Origin of the sequence: Tabrizicola flagellatus (assembly GCF_046295235.1) — a bacterium.
GTDB lineage: Bacteria > Pseudomonadota > Alphaproteobacteria > Rhodobacterales > Rhodobacteraceae > Tabrizicola > Tabrizicola flagellata_A.
The window spans coordinates 36,800-51,990 of record NZ_JBKBLV010000020.1 but is presented as its reverse complement, the minus strand read 5'-3'; the positions used below and the strand labels follow the sequence as shown (position 1 = coordinate 51,990).

Below are 15,191 nucleotides of genomic sequence, written 5' to 3'. Positions count from 1 at the left end.
CCCCCATGGAAGACATCGCAGACACCAACCCCTTCAGCCAGGTCCCGATCGAGGTCACGATCTCGGTCGGACGCGCCCGGCCCCTGGTTCGCGATCTGCTGCGCCTGTCCAAGGATGCCGTGCTGCAACTTGACCGCAGGGTGGACGATCCGGTCGAACTCTATGTCGGGGATCGTCTGATCGCTCGTGGCGAGCTGACCGAACTGGAGGGCGATCACGCGGGGCAACTGGCGGTCCGCCTGACGGAAGTCGCCAACCTGCGAGGCGGATTGTGAGGCTTTCCCCCGGCCTGACCGCGGCACTGGTCGTCGTGCTGGGCATGCTGTCCGGGCCGGCGCTGGCGCAACAGATGTCGATCGACCTTGGCGGGGCGGGCGGAGAATCGCTGTCGTTGCGCTCGGTTCAGCTGTTGCTGCTGATTACCGTGCTCTCGATCCTGCCGGGGCTCGCGGTGATGGTCACCTGTTTTCCCTTCATCGTCACGGTCCTGTCGATCCTGCGTCAGGCCATCGGCTTGCAGCAGGCGCCGCCCAACATGCTGATCATCAGCCTGGCCATGTTCCTGACCTGGTTCGTGATGGATCCGGTCTTCACCGAAGCCTGGGTCAAGGGCATCGAGCCCATGACCAACGGGACGATGGAGATCGGTCCGGGGTTGAAGGCGGCGATTGCGCCGTTCCGGGCATTCATGGCGCTGCGGGTCGATCCCGAGACCCTGCAGACCCTGCAGGACCTGCGCGCGACCGCGCCCGTCGCACCTGCGGACGCACCCTTGTCTCTTCTGGTGCCCTCCTTCCTTCTGTCCGAAATCCAGCGGGCCTTCGAGATCGGCTTCATGATCTACCTGCCCTTCCTCATCATCGACCTGGTCGTCGCGGCGATCCTGATGTCGATGGGGATGATGATGGTGCCGCCAGCCGTCGTCTCGCTGCCGTTCAAGCTGATCTTCTTCGTGGTGGCGGACGGCTGGACCCTGATCTCGGGCGCGCTCGTCCGAAGCTATTTCTGAGGCTGCGCCCGGTTCTGTCCACGGTGGACATTTCAAGATTATATAGGAAAGTCAACGATATGCTTGTGGACGTCAGGACTCCGGAAACCATCTTTCGCGGAGCCGCCCCGACGAGGTCCTTCACAGTTGCCAATACAGGTTTGGCACCGGGCGCGAGGAGCGTACGCAAGTGCTCGACGAGCCTTCGGCCGGAGGTGGTCAGCCAAGGATCCGGCCGGCCTCCGTCCACCAGAACGGATGCAGTTCCTTGAGATGTCCGGCAGCGGTAGCGGCGGCCGCCGGGGTGGCAAAGAGGCCGAAATGGGTGCCGCCCGACCCTGACATCCGGGCGAGAAGGCAGCCGGGAGCGGCTTCAAGCGCCGCCTGGACTTCGGCAAGCACCGGCGCGACGGCGCGTGCAGCGGCGACAAGGTCGTTCCGGCTGTGCGCCGCCAGCCAGCCGGCAAACCCGGCGGCCGAGGCCAGGGCAGAGGCGGGCAGGTCCGGAAGGCCCGGGTTGTCGCGCCTGTCGAGGGCGGCAAAGACCTGTGGCGTGGGAACCGGCAGGCGGGGGTTGACCAGCACGCATCCCAGCGCCGGCAAGGGCGGGAGGGGGGTCACCCGCTCGCCGATACCGGTCATCCGGGACGGACGGCAGGCCAGGCAGACCGGCACATCCGCGCCAAGCCGCAGGACATCGGACATCGCGGGCAGGGGTCGCCCGGTCAGCCGGGCCAGCGCCCGCAGGGTCGCCGCGGCATCCGCCGACCCGCCACCCACGCCCGAGGCGATGGGCAGCCGCTTGTCCAGCACCAGCGCGGCATCCGTCACCCCCATGGAACGGGCGGCGCGAAGAACCAGATTGTCCGAGTCGGCCTGGAGACCCGCGCCCTCCGGCCCGGCCACCACCAGCGACAGACCGCGGGCCGGGCTGGCGAACACCCGGTCGGCAATGTCGGAAAAGACCACCAGACTGTCGAGCAGGTGATATCCGTCCACCCGGCGTCCGGTCACATGCAGGCACAGGTTCAGCTTGGCGGGTGCCGCTTCGCTGACGGCCTCAGTTGCCATTCTCGGCGGCCTTGACCGGGGCCGGTGCGGTGCCCTCTTCAGCCATCACCGCGTCCAGACCGATCTCGAGCTTGCGCATGATACGCGCCTTATCCTTCTCCGTCGGATTGAAGGACAAAGCCCGTCGCCACTGGAACCGGGCTTCCAGCTTGCGGTCGTTCATCCAGTAGACATCGCCAAGATGGTCGGTGACGATCGGATCGACAGGCTCCAACAGCGAGGCCTTTTCCATCGGTTCCAGCGCTTCGGCATAACGGCCAAGCTTGAAGTAGGCCCAGGCGAGGCTGTCGATGATGTAGCCCTGCTTGGGGTCGCCGGCCACGGCCTTCTCGATCATGCCAAGCGCCTCGTCCAGCTTTTCACCACGGTCCACCAGCCCGTAGCCGAGGTAGTTCAGCACCTGCGGCTGAGTCGGGTTCAGCTCCAGCGCGCGACGGAAGTCGGCCTCGGCAGAGGCCCAGTCCTTCGACTGCTCGTGGCAGATGCCGCGGTAGAAATACAGGACCCAGTCTTCCCGCCCGGCCGCCGTGGCAAGGGCGATGGCCTCAGAATAGGCGGCAACCGCCTCGGTGAACCGTTCCTGCCCGCGCAGCATGTCGCCCAGCGCGAACTGCACCCCCATCAGGTCACCATGCGCCCTGGCCAGTGTCCGCAACGCTTCGATGGCGGCATCGGCCTTGCCCTGAGCGCGCAAGGCGCCCGCCCGACCGACCTCGGCGGTGACGAAGGCGGGATCCTCAGGTGTGAACTGGGCGTAGGTCTCGGCTGCCAGGTCGTACCGGTTCAGATCCTCCAGTACGTTCGCGCTCATCAGCAGCGCATCGCTGTGGTCCGGGCGCAGGTAGCTGGCCACGCGGAGGTGAAGCAGCGTGTAGACCGGATCGCCCCCTCCCTGCAGGGCGGTCGAGATCGAGAAGAAAACTTCGGCGATGCCATCCCGCGCCGTGCGGACCGCATCGAAGGGTATCGGCTCTCCCGCCTGAAGGCGGCGGCGGAGGGGATCGACCATTGGATCCGGTCCGGTGCCGAAGCTGCGGTCCAACAGGGCCAGCGCATCGGCGTTGCGTTCCAACTGGCTCAGGATCTGCACATGAGCGAAGACCCCGCGACGCATAACGACGATCGGCCCGGCGGCCTTGCCTGACAGGATATTGTCGGCGCCTTCGAAATCGCCGACCGAGGCCAGGGCAAGCGCCTTGTGGAAATAGCCGAAGGCCTCGTAACCCTGCTTCTTCGTGACCGCATCGAAAGCTTCGACCGCTTCGGACATCTTGCCGTCGCCGACCTTGGCCCAGGCCAGGACCAGCTGGTTGGCAAGGTCGCCGACATCGCGCCCCGTCCCGGCCGCTGCCTGGATCGCAGCATAATCCTCGCGTTGCGCCTCGTCAGCCAGCAGCACCAGGTCGGCAAGCTGGCTGCGGTCGATGCCCTGGTCCTTGCCCAGGTCGCGCCGCATCGCTGCAAGCTCGATCGCCTGGGTAAAGTTGCCGACGCCGATATTGGCGAGAATTGCCCCGTCCAGCAGCGCCGGGTTGCCCGGGTCTGCGGCGATTGCCTGGGCATACCAGCCAGCGGCGGCGCGGAAGTCGTTCTCGCTTTCGGCGATCCGGGCTGCGAGGTAGGCCCCGGTGTTGATGTCGTCCTCGGCTTGAAGAGGCGCGCCCAGAGCCACCGCAAGCACCAGGGCGGAAAAGGTGCGGGAAATCACGGAACGCATGGGCCTCTCCTCGACGGTCCCGCCGAAGGTAGCCCGGCGAGGGCGGGCGCGCAATGTGGCGCTGTCCGGCCTTGCAGCCGGACATCCCCGAACTGGACAAGCTTTCGTGAGCCGACCCTGCGCTGGCTCACATGTTGGGGTAGTTCGGCCCGCCGCCGCCCATCGGCGTGGTCCAGGTGATGTTCTGGCTGGGATCCTTGATGTCGCAGGTCTTGCAGTGGACGCAGTTCTGGAAGTTGATCCGGAAGGTCGCGTCCTGGCCTTCGCCCAGCACCTCGTAGACCCCCGCCGGGCAATAACGCTGCGCCGGTTCGGCGTACTGCGGCAGGTTGACCCGGATCGGAATGGACGGATCCTTCAGCACCAGATGGGCGGGCTGGTTCTCGTCATGGTTGGTGAAGGAGAAGGCGACGTTGGTCAGCCGGTCGAAGGACAGCTTGCCGTCGGGCTTGGGATAGTCGATCGGCTTGAAATCCTTGGCCTTGCCGGTCGCGGCGGCGTCGGACTTGCCATGGCGCAGCGTGCCGAAAGCGGTCAGGCCTATGGTGTTGAGCCACATGTCGATGCCGCCGCCCATCAGGCTGGCGGTCAGGCCGTACTTCGACCAGAGCGGCTTGACGTTGCGCACCTTTCTCAGATCCTTGCCGATGGCGCCGGTGCGGACCTCGGTCTCATAGGCGGTCAACTCGTCCCCGGAGCGGCCCGCGATGATCGCGGCATGGGCGGCCTCGGCGGCGGCCTTGCCCGAGAGCATGGCGTTGTGGTTGCCCTTGATGCGGGGCACGTTCACGAGGCCCGCCGAGCAGCCCAGAAGCGCGACGCCCGGCGCCACCATCTTCGGGATCGACTGCCAGCCGCCCTCGCTGATCGCCCGTGCGCCATAGGCCACGCGCTTGCCACCATTCAGAAGTTCCGCGACCATCGGGTGATGCTTGAAGCGCTGGAACTCCATGTAGGGGTAGAGGTGCGGGTTCTCGTAGTTCAGGTGGACCACGAAGCCGACATAGACCTGGTTGTTCTCCAGGTGATAGATGAACGACCCGCCGCCGGCGTTCCTGCCCAGCGGCCAGCCCATCGTGTGCGTCACCGTCCCCTCGCGGTGCTTGGCGGGGTCGATCTCCCAGATTTCCTTCATGCCCAGGCCGAATTTCTGCGGGCATTTGCCTTTCGACAGGTCGTATTTCTCGATCACCTGCTTCGCCAGGCTGCCGCGCACCCCTTCCGACAGGAACACATACTTGCCGCGCAGCTCCATGCCGGGTTCGTAGGCGGGCCCCGGCTCGCGGGTTTCCGGGTCGCGGCCGAATTCTCCGGCGACGACGCCGACCACCTTGTCATCCTCGAACACCAGCTCCGAACAGGCCATGCCGGGGAAGATCTCCACGCCCAGCCCCTCGGCCACGCCCGCCATCCAGCGGCAGACGTTGGCCATCGAGACGATGTAGTTGCCGTGGTTCGACATCAGGGGCGGCATCGGCCAGTTCGGGATGCGGACCTGGCCAGCGGGACCGAGGAGGTAGAAGTTGTCCTCGCGCACCGGCACCTTGATCGGCGCGTCCATGTTGCGCCAGTCGGGCAAGAGCGCGTCCAGACCCGAGGGGTCAAGCACCGCGCCCGACAGGATATGCGCGCCGACCTCGGAGCCCTTTTCCAGAACGACGACCGACCGTTCCGGGTCCAGCTGCTTCAGCCGGATCGCGGCCGACAGGCCCGCAGGCCCCGCCCCCACGATCACCACGTCATAGTCCATCTTCTCGCGCTGGATCGAAGTCATCGCTTGTCCTTCCCCGGCAGCCGGTCCCGGCCGTGAAACGCTGGCTATTTGCGGCACCCCTGTTGCCGCAGGTCGGACCCGAGGTCAACCGTGACGCAACATCACGGCAAGACCGACCCGGCCGCGCGAAACATTCTGTCCCGCCGGCGACAGGCCGCCGACCACAAACGGCATGACCCCTTGCAATTCAGGGCCTCATCGGGTGAGGTGAGGCAGAATTGACCGAAGTCATGGATCGTGTCCCGATCCGTGGCTTCTTCTTTTACTGTGGAATACCGATGGAAAAGATCCCGATGACCCGGCGCGGGTTCGATGCGCTGGATGCGGAACTGAAGCAGCTCAAGACGGTGGACCGTCCGGCGATCATCCGCGACATCGCCGAGGCGCGCGAACACGGCGACCTGTCCGAGAACGCCGAATATCACGCAGCGCGCGAGAAGCAGGGCTTCATCGAGGGCCGCATCAAGGAGCTGGAGGGCATCCTGTCGCTGGCCGATGTCATCGACCCATCGAAACTGTCCGGCCCGGTCAAGTTCGGCGCGACGGTGACGCTGGTGGACGAAGAGACCGACGAGGAAAAGACCTACCAGATCGTCGGCGAGGTCGAGGCCGACATCGAGAACGGGCTTCTGAACCTGCGCTCTCCGCTGGCCCGGGCCCTGATCGGCAAGGAAGAAGGCGACAGCGTCGAGGTCAAGACGCCGGGCGGCACCCGGTCCTACGAAATCCTGTCGATCCGTTACCTCTGATCCGGGGGCGCCCTGGTGAAACCGCCGCATGATCCCATCAAGGTCGCCAGCGGGCTTGGATCCGGCCCCCTGGCGCAGATGAACGACCCGCCGAGCCGCGGGATGGAGATCGCGGGCGTCGCCCTCAGCCTCGTCTGGGTCCTGCTGATCCTGGTCTATGTGCTGGTCACGCCCCCGGGCAGCGAGACCCGCACCTTGGGCCTGATCATGACCCTGCTCATGGTCTTCCTGCCCATCGCGCTGATCTGGGCGGTGGTCATCACGCTGCGGTCGATCCGGGAACTCCGCGCCGAGGCAAAGCGGTTGCAGGCCACGGTCGATGCCATGCGGTCCAGCTATGTGCAGGCGCAGGGGCAGGGCCAGCCTTCGGGACTGACCCCGGCGGTCGAAAGGAAGATCGACGAGATCGCCGCCTCGACCAAGCAGGCGGAAACGGTGCTGGCGACCTTCTCCTCGCGGCGGGACACCGCCCTGTCGGTGCCCTCGGCCGATCGCAAGGCCGCCCTGGTCCAGCCGCGCCCGGAACCGGCCGCCGAAGAACCGACCCTGGCGCTGGGCACCCCGCCCGAGGAGTTCCGCCCGCCCCTGTCGGTGGCAAGCTTCATCCGTGCGCTGCAATTCCCCGAGACGCCCGAGGACAAGGAGGGCTTCCGCGCCCTGCGCCTCGCGTTGGAGGACCGGACCTCGGCCAAGCTGATCCGCGCGGCGCAGGACGTGCTGACGCTGCTCAGCCAGGACGGCATCTACATGGACGACCTGCAACCCGACATGTGCCACCCGGAGCTTTGGCGGCGCTTTGCCGCCGGCGAGCGCGGGCGGTCGATCGCGGCGCTGGGCGGGATCCGCGACCGGGCCTCGCTGGCGCTGACGGCGGCGCGGATGAAGTCGGACCCGGTGTTCCGCGACGCCGCGCACCATTTCCTGCGCGCTTTCGACAAGGCCTTCGCGGCCTTCGAGCCGAACGCCACGGACGCCGAACTCGTCGAGCTGGCCGACACGCGCACGGCGCGGGCCTTCATGCTGTTCGGCCGGGTGACCGGGACGTTCGACTGATTTGCCGAGAGGCGAAACTTTCGTCCGGTTAGGATCCCGGAAAGCGAACGGCTTTTCTTTTCGATGGCCAATCGTCGCAGGGGGATGAAACCCTGTTCCAGTCGGCATATGTTCCGCGCCAGACAGGAGTCCAATCGAACGAGGTTACTCATGGCCGTCCGCATCAACGACGTTGCCCCCGATTTCACCGCCGAGTCCACCGCCGGGACCATCCGGTTCCACGAGTGGCTGGGCGACAGCTACGGCATCATCTTCAGCCACCCGCGCGATTTCACCCCGGTCTGCACCACGGAATTCGCCGCCGTGGCGCAGCTGGCCGCCGAATGGAAGAAGCGCAACACCAAGGTGATCGGCGTGTCGGTGGACAGCGTGCAGGACCACGAGAAGTGGAAGCGCGACATCGAGGCCTTCGGCGGCGCTCCGGCCGATTTCCCGATCATCGACGACACCAGCCTGACGGTCGCCAAGGCCTATGACATGCTGCCCGCCGACTACTACCTGCCGACCGAGGGGCGGACGCCCGCGAACTCGGCCACGGTGCGGACGGTCTACATCATCGGGCCGGACAAGAAGATCCGCCTGTCGATGACCTACCCGATGTCGATCGGCCGCAACTTCGCGGAAATCCTGCGCGCGCTGGACGCGGTGCAGAAGACCGACGGCGTGCCGCTGGCGACGCCCGCGAACTGGGTGCCGGGTCAGGACGTGATCGTGGCTCTGGCGCTGAACAATGATCAGGCCAGGGAACGGTTCGGCGAACTGGACATCAAGCTGCCCTACCTGCGTTTCGCCAAGTCGCCGGCCTGACCGGCCCGCTGCCGTTCCTTCGGTCGGCCCGCCGTCGTGAGGAACGGCGCAGGGGCAGGGCACCTTTCGGATGCCGGTGATCCGCGGGCGTTTCTGCCCGTCCGCTTTTCGGGTTGCCGGTTTCCTGGGCAAACTGCCCGGTTTCTGGTCGCCGGGCGCGGTGTTGGCGGGCGGCAACGGGTGCCTGCTGCGGTCGGGCGAGGACACGGCATGCGCGGGGCGCTTAGCTGTGGCCGTCATGCTGATGGACCTGCCCCGCCCCGCCTCTGCCCTAGCGCCTGTCGAGCGCAGCCATGGCCTTGCGCGGGTGGACTTCCGCCTGGCGGCCTCGGGGACCCGGCTGGCAGGGTTGCGGCAGGAGGGCTCGGCCAAGGCCTTCGTGCATCCGGGGGCGCAGGGGCCGGAGGCGGTGTTCCTGAACACCTCGGGCGGGATGACCGGCGGCGACCGGCTGGCCCTTGCGCTGAGCCTGGCCGCGGGTTCTCGCGTGACGGCCACGACCCAGACGGCGGAACGGGCCTATCGTTCCGACGCCGGCATCGCGCGTGTCACGGTGAGTCATGACCTTGGCGCGGGTGCGCATCTCGACTGGCTACCGCAGGAGACGATCCTGTTCGACGCATCGGCGCTGGAGCGTGTGACGACGGTGCGGCTGGCTGCGGGTGCGTCGTGCCTCCTGCTGGAGGCGGTGGTCCTCGGCCGCGCGGCGATGGGCGAGGCGGTGCGGCGGGTCAGCCTGGTGGACCGCCGGCAGGTCCTGCGCGGCGACGTTCCGGTGCTGGTCGAGCCGTTGCGACTGGGGGACGCGGCCCTGTCGGCAGGGCCGGGCGTCCTGCAGGGCGCGCGGGCCTTTGCCAGCCTTGCGCTGGTGGCCCAGGGGGCCGAGGCGCGGGTGGCGGCGATGCGGGCGGTGCTGGACGAACCCGGCGTGTCGGCGGGGGCCTCCGGCTTCGACGGCAAGCTGACGCTGCGCCTGATGGCGGCGGACAGCTGGCCGCTCCGGCGGCAGGTCCTGCGGGTGCTCGAGGTGCTGCGCGACGGCCCCCTGCCCCGCGTCTGGCAGATGTGAGAAGACGCGATGAACCTGACCCCCCGCGAGCGGGAAAAGCTTCTGATAAGCGTGGCGGCGATGGTCGCGCGCAACCGGCTGGCGCGCGGCGTCAAGCTGAACCACCCCGAGGCGGTGGCGCTGATCACCGATTTCGTCGTCGAGGGCGCCCGCGACGGCCGCTCGGTCGCCGACCTGATGGAGGCCGGCGCCCATGTGATCCGGGCCGACCAGTGCATGGCGGGCATCCCCGAGATGATCCATTCCGTGCAGGTCGAGGCGACCTTCCCCGACGGCACCAAGCTTGTCACCGTCCACCACCCCATCCGTTGAGAGGCCCCCGATGCAACGCCTTGTCCCCGTCCTGACCCTTCTCCCTTCTGCGGCCCTGGCCCATCCGGGGGACCATCATGCCACGGGCCTGCTGCACCTGCTTGTCGAGCCGGACCACCTGGCGATGATCGCCGCCGTCGTGGCCGTGCTCGGCTATCTTGTCTACCGATGGGCGCGGTCATGATCCCGGGCGAGATCCTTCCCGCTGCGGGCGAGATCGAGTTGAACGCCGGCCAGCCCGTCACCACTCTGATGGTCGCAAATACCGGCGACCGGCCGGTGCAGGTTGGCAGCCACTACCACTTTGCCGAGACCAACGCCGCGCTGTCCTTCGACCGCGGCGCCGCCATGGGCCAGCGCCTCGACATCCCCGCCGGCACCGCCGTCCGTTTCGAGCCGGGACAGAGCCGCGAGGTCCGGCTGGTCCCCTATGGTGGCGCACGGGTGGTCTTCGGGTTCAACAAGAAGGTGATGGGGCCGCTGGGATGACGCTTGACGCAAGGGCAACAGACGGCAAACGCTGGGCTTTCCAACCAACAGGGAGAAAGCCCCATGTGTGACGCTTGCCTGATCGAGAACATCAAGTCCTCGATGCTGTCCCGCCGCGCGCTGTTCACCGGCGCGGCGGCGACCACCGCCGCGGTGATGGCCTCTGGCCTGACCACGGCAAAACCCGCCCTTGCCAAGGCCGCGGGCAAGGTGGTGGACCTGACCCATGCCTATGACGGGTCCTTCCCGACCTTCGACGGCAATCCCGGCATCCTTTACGACCCCGCCGTGAAGTTCGAGGGCAACGGTTATCAGCTGTGGAAGCTGACGATCTACGAACACACCGGCACCCATATCGACGCGCCGCTGCACTTCACCGCCGACGGCACCTCGGTCGCCGATCTGGCGCCAGAGCGGCTGGTCTGCCCGCTCTGCGTCATCGACCTGACCGCGAAGGCGAAGGACGACGCCAATGCGATGGTGGAGCCCGCCGATCTGGAAGCCTGGGTCAGCGCCAACGGCGAGATCCCGGCGGGCGCCTGCGTGGCGTTGAACTCGGGCTGGGCGGCCAAGGTCGGCTCCCCGGATTTCCGCAACACGCCCGATGGCAAGCTGGCCTTCCCCGGTTTTTCCAAGGCGGCAACGGACATGCTGGCCGCGATGGACGTGGCCTGCATCGGGGTGGACACGCTGTCGCTCGACCCCGGCAACTCGGCCGATTTCGCGGTGCATTTCAGCTGGCTGCCCGGCGGGCGCTTCGGGATCGAGAACATGGCGAACCTCGACCAGCTGCCGGCCAAGGGCGCCACGGTCTTCATCGGCGCGCCGAAGCACAAGCAGGGCACCGGCGGCCCGGCCCGCGTGATGGCGGTGCTGTGATGGCGACCGTCCCCCTTCTGCGGGACGAGGAGGCGGGGGCCGAGGCCCTCGCCGTCTTCGCCGACATCCGCGCCAAGCGGCAGACGGACTACGTCAACAACTTCTGGCGCGCACTCGCGCACGAGCCGGCCTTGCTGAAGGCGGTCTGGGACAGGGTGCAGGCGGTGATGGCGCCCGGTGCGCTCGATCCCCTCGTGAAGGAGATGATCTACATTGCCGTCTCCGCTGCCAACGGCTGCGACTACTGCGTGCATTCCCACACCGCGGCCGCGAAGGCCAAGGGGATGTCATCCGCCCAACATGGAGAGTTGCTATCGGTGATCGCACTGGCGGCGCAGACCAATGCGCTGGCCACCGCCCTGTCGGTGCCGGTGGATGACCGGTTCCGCGCATGAGGAGAGCTTGCCCATGTATCCGATGATGACCCCGGCCCAGGTGATCGCGCTGTCGCTGAGGACCGGGATGATGCTGATGGAAGCGCAGGCGGTTATCGCCATGCGACTGTGGGGGATGATGGGCATGTGGCGGGTAACGCCCTCGGAAACCGCCCGGATGTCGTCCGAGAAGGTGGCGGCGGTCGGCGAGTCGGCCGTTGCCGCCTCGCGGGCGGTGATGGCCGGCAAGCCGCCCGCCGCGATCGCCGACCTCGCGCTGAAACCCATCGCCCGCCGCACCCGGTCCAACGTCAAGCGCCTCGCCGCCCGCGGCCCCGGCAAGCCCTGAGAGGATCCGATGCCCGCCACGATCCGCCGCGCCGATTATGCCGCCATGTATGGCCCCACCACGGGCGACAGGCTGCGGCTGGGCGACACCGACCTGATCGTCGAGGTGGAGCGGGACCTGACGACCTACGGCGAGGAGGTGAAGTTCGGCGGCGGCAAGGTGATCCGCGACGGCATGGGGCAGTCCCAGGTCTCGCGCGCACGGGGGGCGATGGACACGGTCTTCACCAATGCGCTGATCATCGACCACACCGGCATCTACAAGGCCGATGTCGGCCTGCGCGACGGGCGGATCGCCGCCATCGGCAAGGCGGGGAACCCGGACACCCAGCCCGGGGTGACCATCGTCATCGGCCCCGGCACCGAGATCATCGCGGGCGAGGGCCGAATCCTGACCGCAGGCGGGATGGACGCGCATATCCATTTCATCTGCCCGCAGCAGGTGGAGGACGCGCTGCACTCCGGCATCACCACCATGCTGGGTGGTGGGACGGGTCCGGCGCATGGAACGCTGGCCACGACCTGCACGCCGGGCCCCTGGCACCTGGGGCGGATGATCCAGGCGGCGGACGGGTTGCCGATGAACCTGGCCTTTGCCGGGAAGGGCAACGCCAGCCTGCCCGAGGCGCTGGTGGAGCAGGTCCGGGGCGGGGCGGCGGCGCTGAAGCTGCACGAGGACTGGGGGACCACCCCCGGCGCCATCGACTGCTGTCTGGGCGTGGCGGATCAGATGGACGTGCAGGTGATGATCCACACCGACACGCTGAACGAAAGCGGGTTCGTGGAGAACACCCTTGCCGCCTTCAAGGGCCGGACGATCCATGCCTTCCACACCGAAGGCGCGGGGGGAGGCCATGCGCCCGACATCATGAAGGTGGTGGGCTGGCAGAACGTGCTGCCCTCGTCCACCAACCCGACGATGCCCTACACGGTGAACACGGTGGAGGAACATCTCGACATGCTGATGGTCTGCCACCATCTCGACAAGCGCATCCCCGAGGACGTGGCCTTTGCCGAAAGCCGCATCCGACGCGAGACGATCGCGGCCGAGGACGTGCTGCACGACATGGGCGCGTTCTCGGTGATTTCGTCGGACAGCCAGGCGATGGGGCGGGTGGGCGAAGTGATCACCCGCACCTGGCAGACCGCGCACAAGATGAAGGTCCAGCGCGGGCGGCTGGCCGAGGAGACGGGGGCGAACGACAACGTCCGCGTCCGCCGCTATATCGCCAAGTACACGATCAACCCGGCCATCGTGCACGGGATCAGCCGGCACATCGGCAGCGTCGAGGTGGGCAAGCGCGCCGACCTCGTGCTGTGGAACCCGGCCTTCTTCGGCGCCAAGCCCGAGATGGTGCTGATCGGCGGCATGATAACGGTCGCCCAGATGGGCGACCCGAACGGGTCGATCCCCGTCCAGCCGATGTATTCCCGCCCGATGTTCGGGGCCCTGGGCCGGGCGGTGGAACGGTCGGCGGTGATGTTTGTCAGCAAGGCCGCGCAGGAGGATGACCTGCGGGGGCGGCTGGGGATTGCGAAGGTGACGCTCACGGTCGAGAACACGCGGGACATCGCCAAGCGCGACATGATCCACAACTCGGCCACGCCCAGGGTCGAGATCCACCCCGAGACCTACGAGGTCCGCGCCGACGGCGAGGTCATCACCTGCGCGCCGGCCAAGGAACTCCCCCTCGCGCAGCGCTATTTCCTGTTCTGAGCCATGACCAGCCTGCTGAAATCCGCCCCGCCCCTGGCCCATGACCGCGTCGTCCTGGACTACGACCAGCGCCTGATGCGGAGGAAACTTCTCACCACCCAGGGCGGCCGCGCGTTCCTGGTGGACCTGCCGTCGGTCACGAACCTCGACAACTACTGGGGCTTTCTGGTCGATGGGTTGAACATCGAGATCGTCCCGGCGCCCGAGGCAGTGCTGGTCATCACCGGCGACCTCACGCGGCTTGCCTGGCACATCGGCAACCGCCACACGCTGTGCCAGATCCTGCCCGACCGGCTGGTGATCCGCGAGGATCATGTGCTGGAACGGATGCTGACCGGCCTCGGCGCGACGATCCGGCGCGAGAGCCTGCCCTTCAAGCCCGAGGGCGGCGCCTATGGCCATGGCCGCACGATGGGTCATTCGCATGGCGACGATCCTGATGGTGCCCGGTTCGGCTGGCACCACCATGGCGACGGGCAGATGCACTTCCATGCGTCGAAGGGCGCGACGTGACGGCGCTTCTGACCCTCGTCCAGTGGCTGTCTCCGGCCTTCCCGACCGGGGCCTTTGCCTACAGCCACGGCCTGGAACGGGTGATCGCCACAGGCGACGTGACCGATGCCGCCGGCTTCGAGGTCTGGCTGCGCAACATCCTCACCCACGGCGCGGGCTGGCAGGACGCGGTTCTGCTGACCCGGGCCCTTGCGCCGGATGCCGACCATGACGCTCTGGATGCGCTGGCCCGCGCTCTGGCCCCGTCCGCAGAGCGGTTGCAGGAGGGCGCAGAGCAGGGTGCTGCCTTCGCGCGGATGGTCGCAGGCCTGACCGGGCGCCCTCTGCCCGCCCGGATGCTGCCGGTCGCGGTGGGAGAGGCCGCCGCCCCGCTGGCGCTGCCGCCCGCGCAGGTCATCCAGCTCTACCTCCAGAACTTCGCCGGCAACCTCTGCACAATCGCCACGCGCCACGTCCCCCTTGGCCAGAGCGAGGGGCAGGCGGTCCTGTCCCGCCTTCTGCCCGCAATCGAGGCCTTGGGCCTGAAGGCCGCCACCGCCAGCCTCGACGACCTCGGCGGCTGCGCGCTGGCCGCTGACCTTGCCGCCTTCCAGCACGAAACCCAGGACGTAAGGATCTTCCGCACATGACCCACGGCCCCCTCCGCGTCGGCATCGGCGGCCCCGTCGGCGCCGGCAAGACGACCCTCACCGAAAAGCTCGCCCGGGCGCTTGGCCCCCGGTTGTCGATGGCCGTCATCACCAACGACATCTACACCCGCGAGGATGCCGAGGCGCTGACCCGCGCGCAGGTCCTGCCTGCCGCCCGCATCCGGGGCGTGGAAACCGGCGGCTGTCCGCATACCGCGATCCGCGAGGATGCCTCGATCAACCTTGCCGCCGTGGCCGACCTCAACAAGGCCTTCCCCGATCTTGACCTCATCCTGATTGAATCGGGGGGCGACAACCTGGCCGCCACCTTCTCGCCGGAACTCGCCGACCTGACGATCTATGTCATCGACACGGCGGCCGGGCAGGACATCCCGCGCAAGCGCGGGCCGGGGGTGACGAAATCGGACCTCCTTATCGTCAACAAGACCGACCTTGCCCCGCATGTCGGCGTCGACCCGGTGCTGCTTGAGGTCGACACGGCGCGGGCACGGGGCAGCCGTCCCTACGTCATGGCCCAGTTGCGGCACGGCAAGGGGGTGGACGAGGTGGTCGATTTCATCGTCAGGAACGGCGGCCTGCGGCTGAAGACTGACGCGGCGTAAACCCGACTCATCTGCGACCGGGCGCGGGCGGACGGGTGCGAACCTTCCGCCCGCTGCCTTTTGCACAGGCCGATTGCCC

The 15,191-nt window shown here is 67.7% G+C and carries 19 protein-coding genes; 16 read left to right on the top strand and 3 right to left on the bottom strand.

Going from position 1 to position 15,191, the window contains the following annotated elements:
• The first annotated feature begins 5 nt into the window (after positions 1-5).
• Both ACK4IU_RS10610 and fliP read left to right on the top strand, forming a co-directional pair.
• Positions 6-275, top strand: a complete 270-nt coding sequence (locus tag ACK4IU_RS10610) for a FliM/FliN family flagellar motor switch protein (protein ID WP_149588371.1) — start codon at positions 6-8, stop codon at positions 273-275.
• A 44-nt stretch (positions 276-319) separates the two neighbouring features.
• A complete protein-coding gene (gene fliP / locus ACK4IU_RS10605; RefSeq protein WP_409734793.1) occupies positions 320-1,009 on the top strand; it encodes a flagellar type III secretion system pore protein FliP in 690 nt (229 codons plus the stop codon).
• A gap of 198 nt (positions 1,010-1,207) precedes the next feature.
• On the opposite strand, the gene ACK4IU_RS10600 is transcribed toward fliP, so the two are convergent.
• From ACK4IU_RS10600 to ACK4IU_RS10590, 3 genes are all read right to left on the bottom strand, one after another.
• On the bottom strand, positions 1,208-2,059 hold the full coding sequence (locus ACK4IU_RS10600) for a 4-(cytidine 5'-diphospho)-2-C-methyl-D-erythritol kinase (protein ID WP_409734738.1): 852 nt from the start codon (positions 2,057-2,059) through the stop codon (positions 1,208-1,210).
• Positions 2,049-3,776 (bottom strand): tetratricopeptide repeat protein, encoded by a 1,728-nt coding sequence (locus tag ACK4IU_RS10595; protein WP_409734735.1) that lies wholly within the window; start codon positions 3,774-3,776, stop codon positions 2,049-2,051. Before ACK4IU_RS10595 ends, ACK4IU_RS10600 begins: the two co-directional genes overlap by 11 nt.
• Positions 3,777-3,903: 127 nt before the next feature.
• Positions 3,904-5,550 (bottom strand): 4Fe-4S dicluster domain-containing protein, encoded by a 1,647-nt coding sequence (locus ACK4IU_RS10590; RefSeq protein ID WP_409734733.1) that lies wholly within the window; start codon positions 5,548-5,550, stop codon positions 3,904-3,906.
• 278 nt (positions 5,551-5,828) lie between these two features.
• Between ACK4IU_RS10590 and greA the strand changes: the two genes are divergently transcribed.
• The 14 genes from greA to ureG all read left to right on the top strand — a co-directional run bounded on the left by greA (position 5,829) and on the right by ureG (position 15,112).
• Positions 5,829-6,299, top strand: a complete 471-nt coding sequence (greA, locus tag ACK4IU_RS10585) for a transcription elongation factor GreA (RefSeq protein WP_409734731.1) — start codon at positions 5,829-5,831, stop codon at positions 6,297-6,299.
• 15 nt (positions 6,300-6,314) lie between these two features.
• Positions 6,315-7,352, top strand: a complete 1,038-nt coding sequence (locus ACK4IU_RS10580; protein WP_409734729.1) for a hypothetical protein — start codon at positions 6,315-6,317, stop codon at positions 7,350-7,352.
• A gap of 150 nt (positions 7,353-7,502) precedes the next feature.
• On the top strand, positions 7,503-8,159 hold the full coding sequence (locus ACK4IU_RS10575) for a peroxiredoxin (protein WP_409734727.1): 657 nt from the start codon (positions 7,503-7,505) through the stop codon (positions 8,157-8,159).
• 244 nt (positions 8,160-8,403) lie between these two features.
• On the top strand, positions 8,404-9,228 hold the full coding sequence (locus tag ACK4IU_RS10570; protein WP_409734725.1) for an urease accessory protein UreD: 825 nt from the start codon (positions 8,404-8,406) through the stop codon (positions 9,226-9,228).
• A 9-nt stretch (positions 9,229-9,237) separates the two neighbouring features.
• Positions 9,238-9,540, top strand: a complete 303-nt coding sequence (locus ACK4IU_RS10565; protein ID WP_409734723.1) for an urease subunit gamma — start codon at positions 9,238-9,240, stop codon at positions 9,538-9,540.
• Positions 9,541-9,550: 10 nt separating this feature from the next.
• Entirely contained in the window at positions 9,551-9,724 is a 174-nt protein-coding gene (locus tag ACK4IU_RS10560) for a hypothetical protein (protein ID WP_409734721.1), read from the top strand.
• Positions 9,721-10,029: an urease subunit beta gene (locus tag ACK4IU_RS10555; protein WP_409734791.1), complete on the top strand. Its 309-nt coding sequence runs from the start codon at positions 9,721-9,723 to the stop codon at positions 10,027-10,029. Before ACK4IU_RS10560 ends, ACK4IU_RS10555 begins: the two co-directional genes overlap by 4 nt.
• A gap of 63 nt (positions 10,030-10,092) precedes the next feature.
• Positions 10,093-10,908, top strand: coding sequence for a cyclase family protein (locus ACK4IU_RS10550; RefSeq protein ID WP_409734719.1), 816 nt, complete (start codon positions 10,093-10,095; stop codon positions 10,906-10,908).
• Positions 10,908-11,303 (top strand): carboxymuconolactone decarboxylase family protein, encoded by a 396-nt coding sequence (locus tag ACK4IU_RS10545; RefSeq protein WP_409734717.1) that lies wholly within the window; start codon positions 10,908-10,910, stop codon positions 11,301-11,303. Before ACK4IU_RS10550 ends, ACK4IU_RS10545 begins: the two co-directional genes overlap by 1 nt.
• Before the next feature lie 13 nt (positions 11,304-11,316).
• Positions 11,317-11,631 (top strand): antifreeze protein, encoded by a 315-nt coding sequence (locus tag ACK4IU_RS10540; protein ID WP_409734714.1) that lies wholly within the window; start codon positions 11,317-11,319, stop codon positions 11,629-11,631.
• Between the two features lie 9 nt (positions 11,632-11,640).
• Positions 11,641-13,347: an urease subunit alpha gene (gene ureC, locus ACK4IU_RS10535; RefSeq protein ID WP_409734712.1), complete on the top strand. Its 1,707-nt coding sequence runs from the start codon at positions 11,641-11,643 to the stop codon at positions 13,345-13,347.
• Between the two features lie 3 nt (positions 13,348-13,350).
• Entirely contained in the window at positions 13,351-13,860 is a 510-nt protein-coding gene (locus tag ACK4IU_RS10530) for an urease accessory protein UreE (protein ID WP_409734710.1), read from the top strand.
• Complete coding sequence (locus ACK4IU_RS10525; protein WP_409734708.1) at positions 13,857-14,489, top strand: urease accessory protein UreF; 633 nt, start codon at positions 13,857-13,859, stop codon at positions 14,487-14,489. Before ACK4IU_RS10530 ends, ACK4IU_RS10525 begins: the two co-directional genes overlap by 4 nt.
• On the top strand, positions 14,486-15,112 hold the full coding sequence (gene ureG, locus ACK4IU_RS10520) for an urease accessory protein UreG (protein ID WP_409734706.1): 627 nt from the start codon (positions 14,486-14,488) through the stop codon (positions 15,110-15,112). Before ACK4IU_RS10525 ends, ureG begins: the two co-directional genes overlap by 4 nt.
• Positions 15,113-15,191 lie beyond the last annotated feature (79 nt).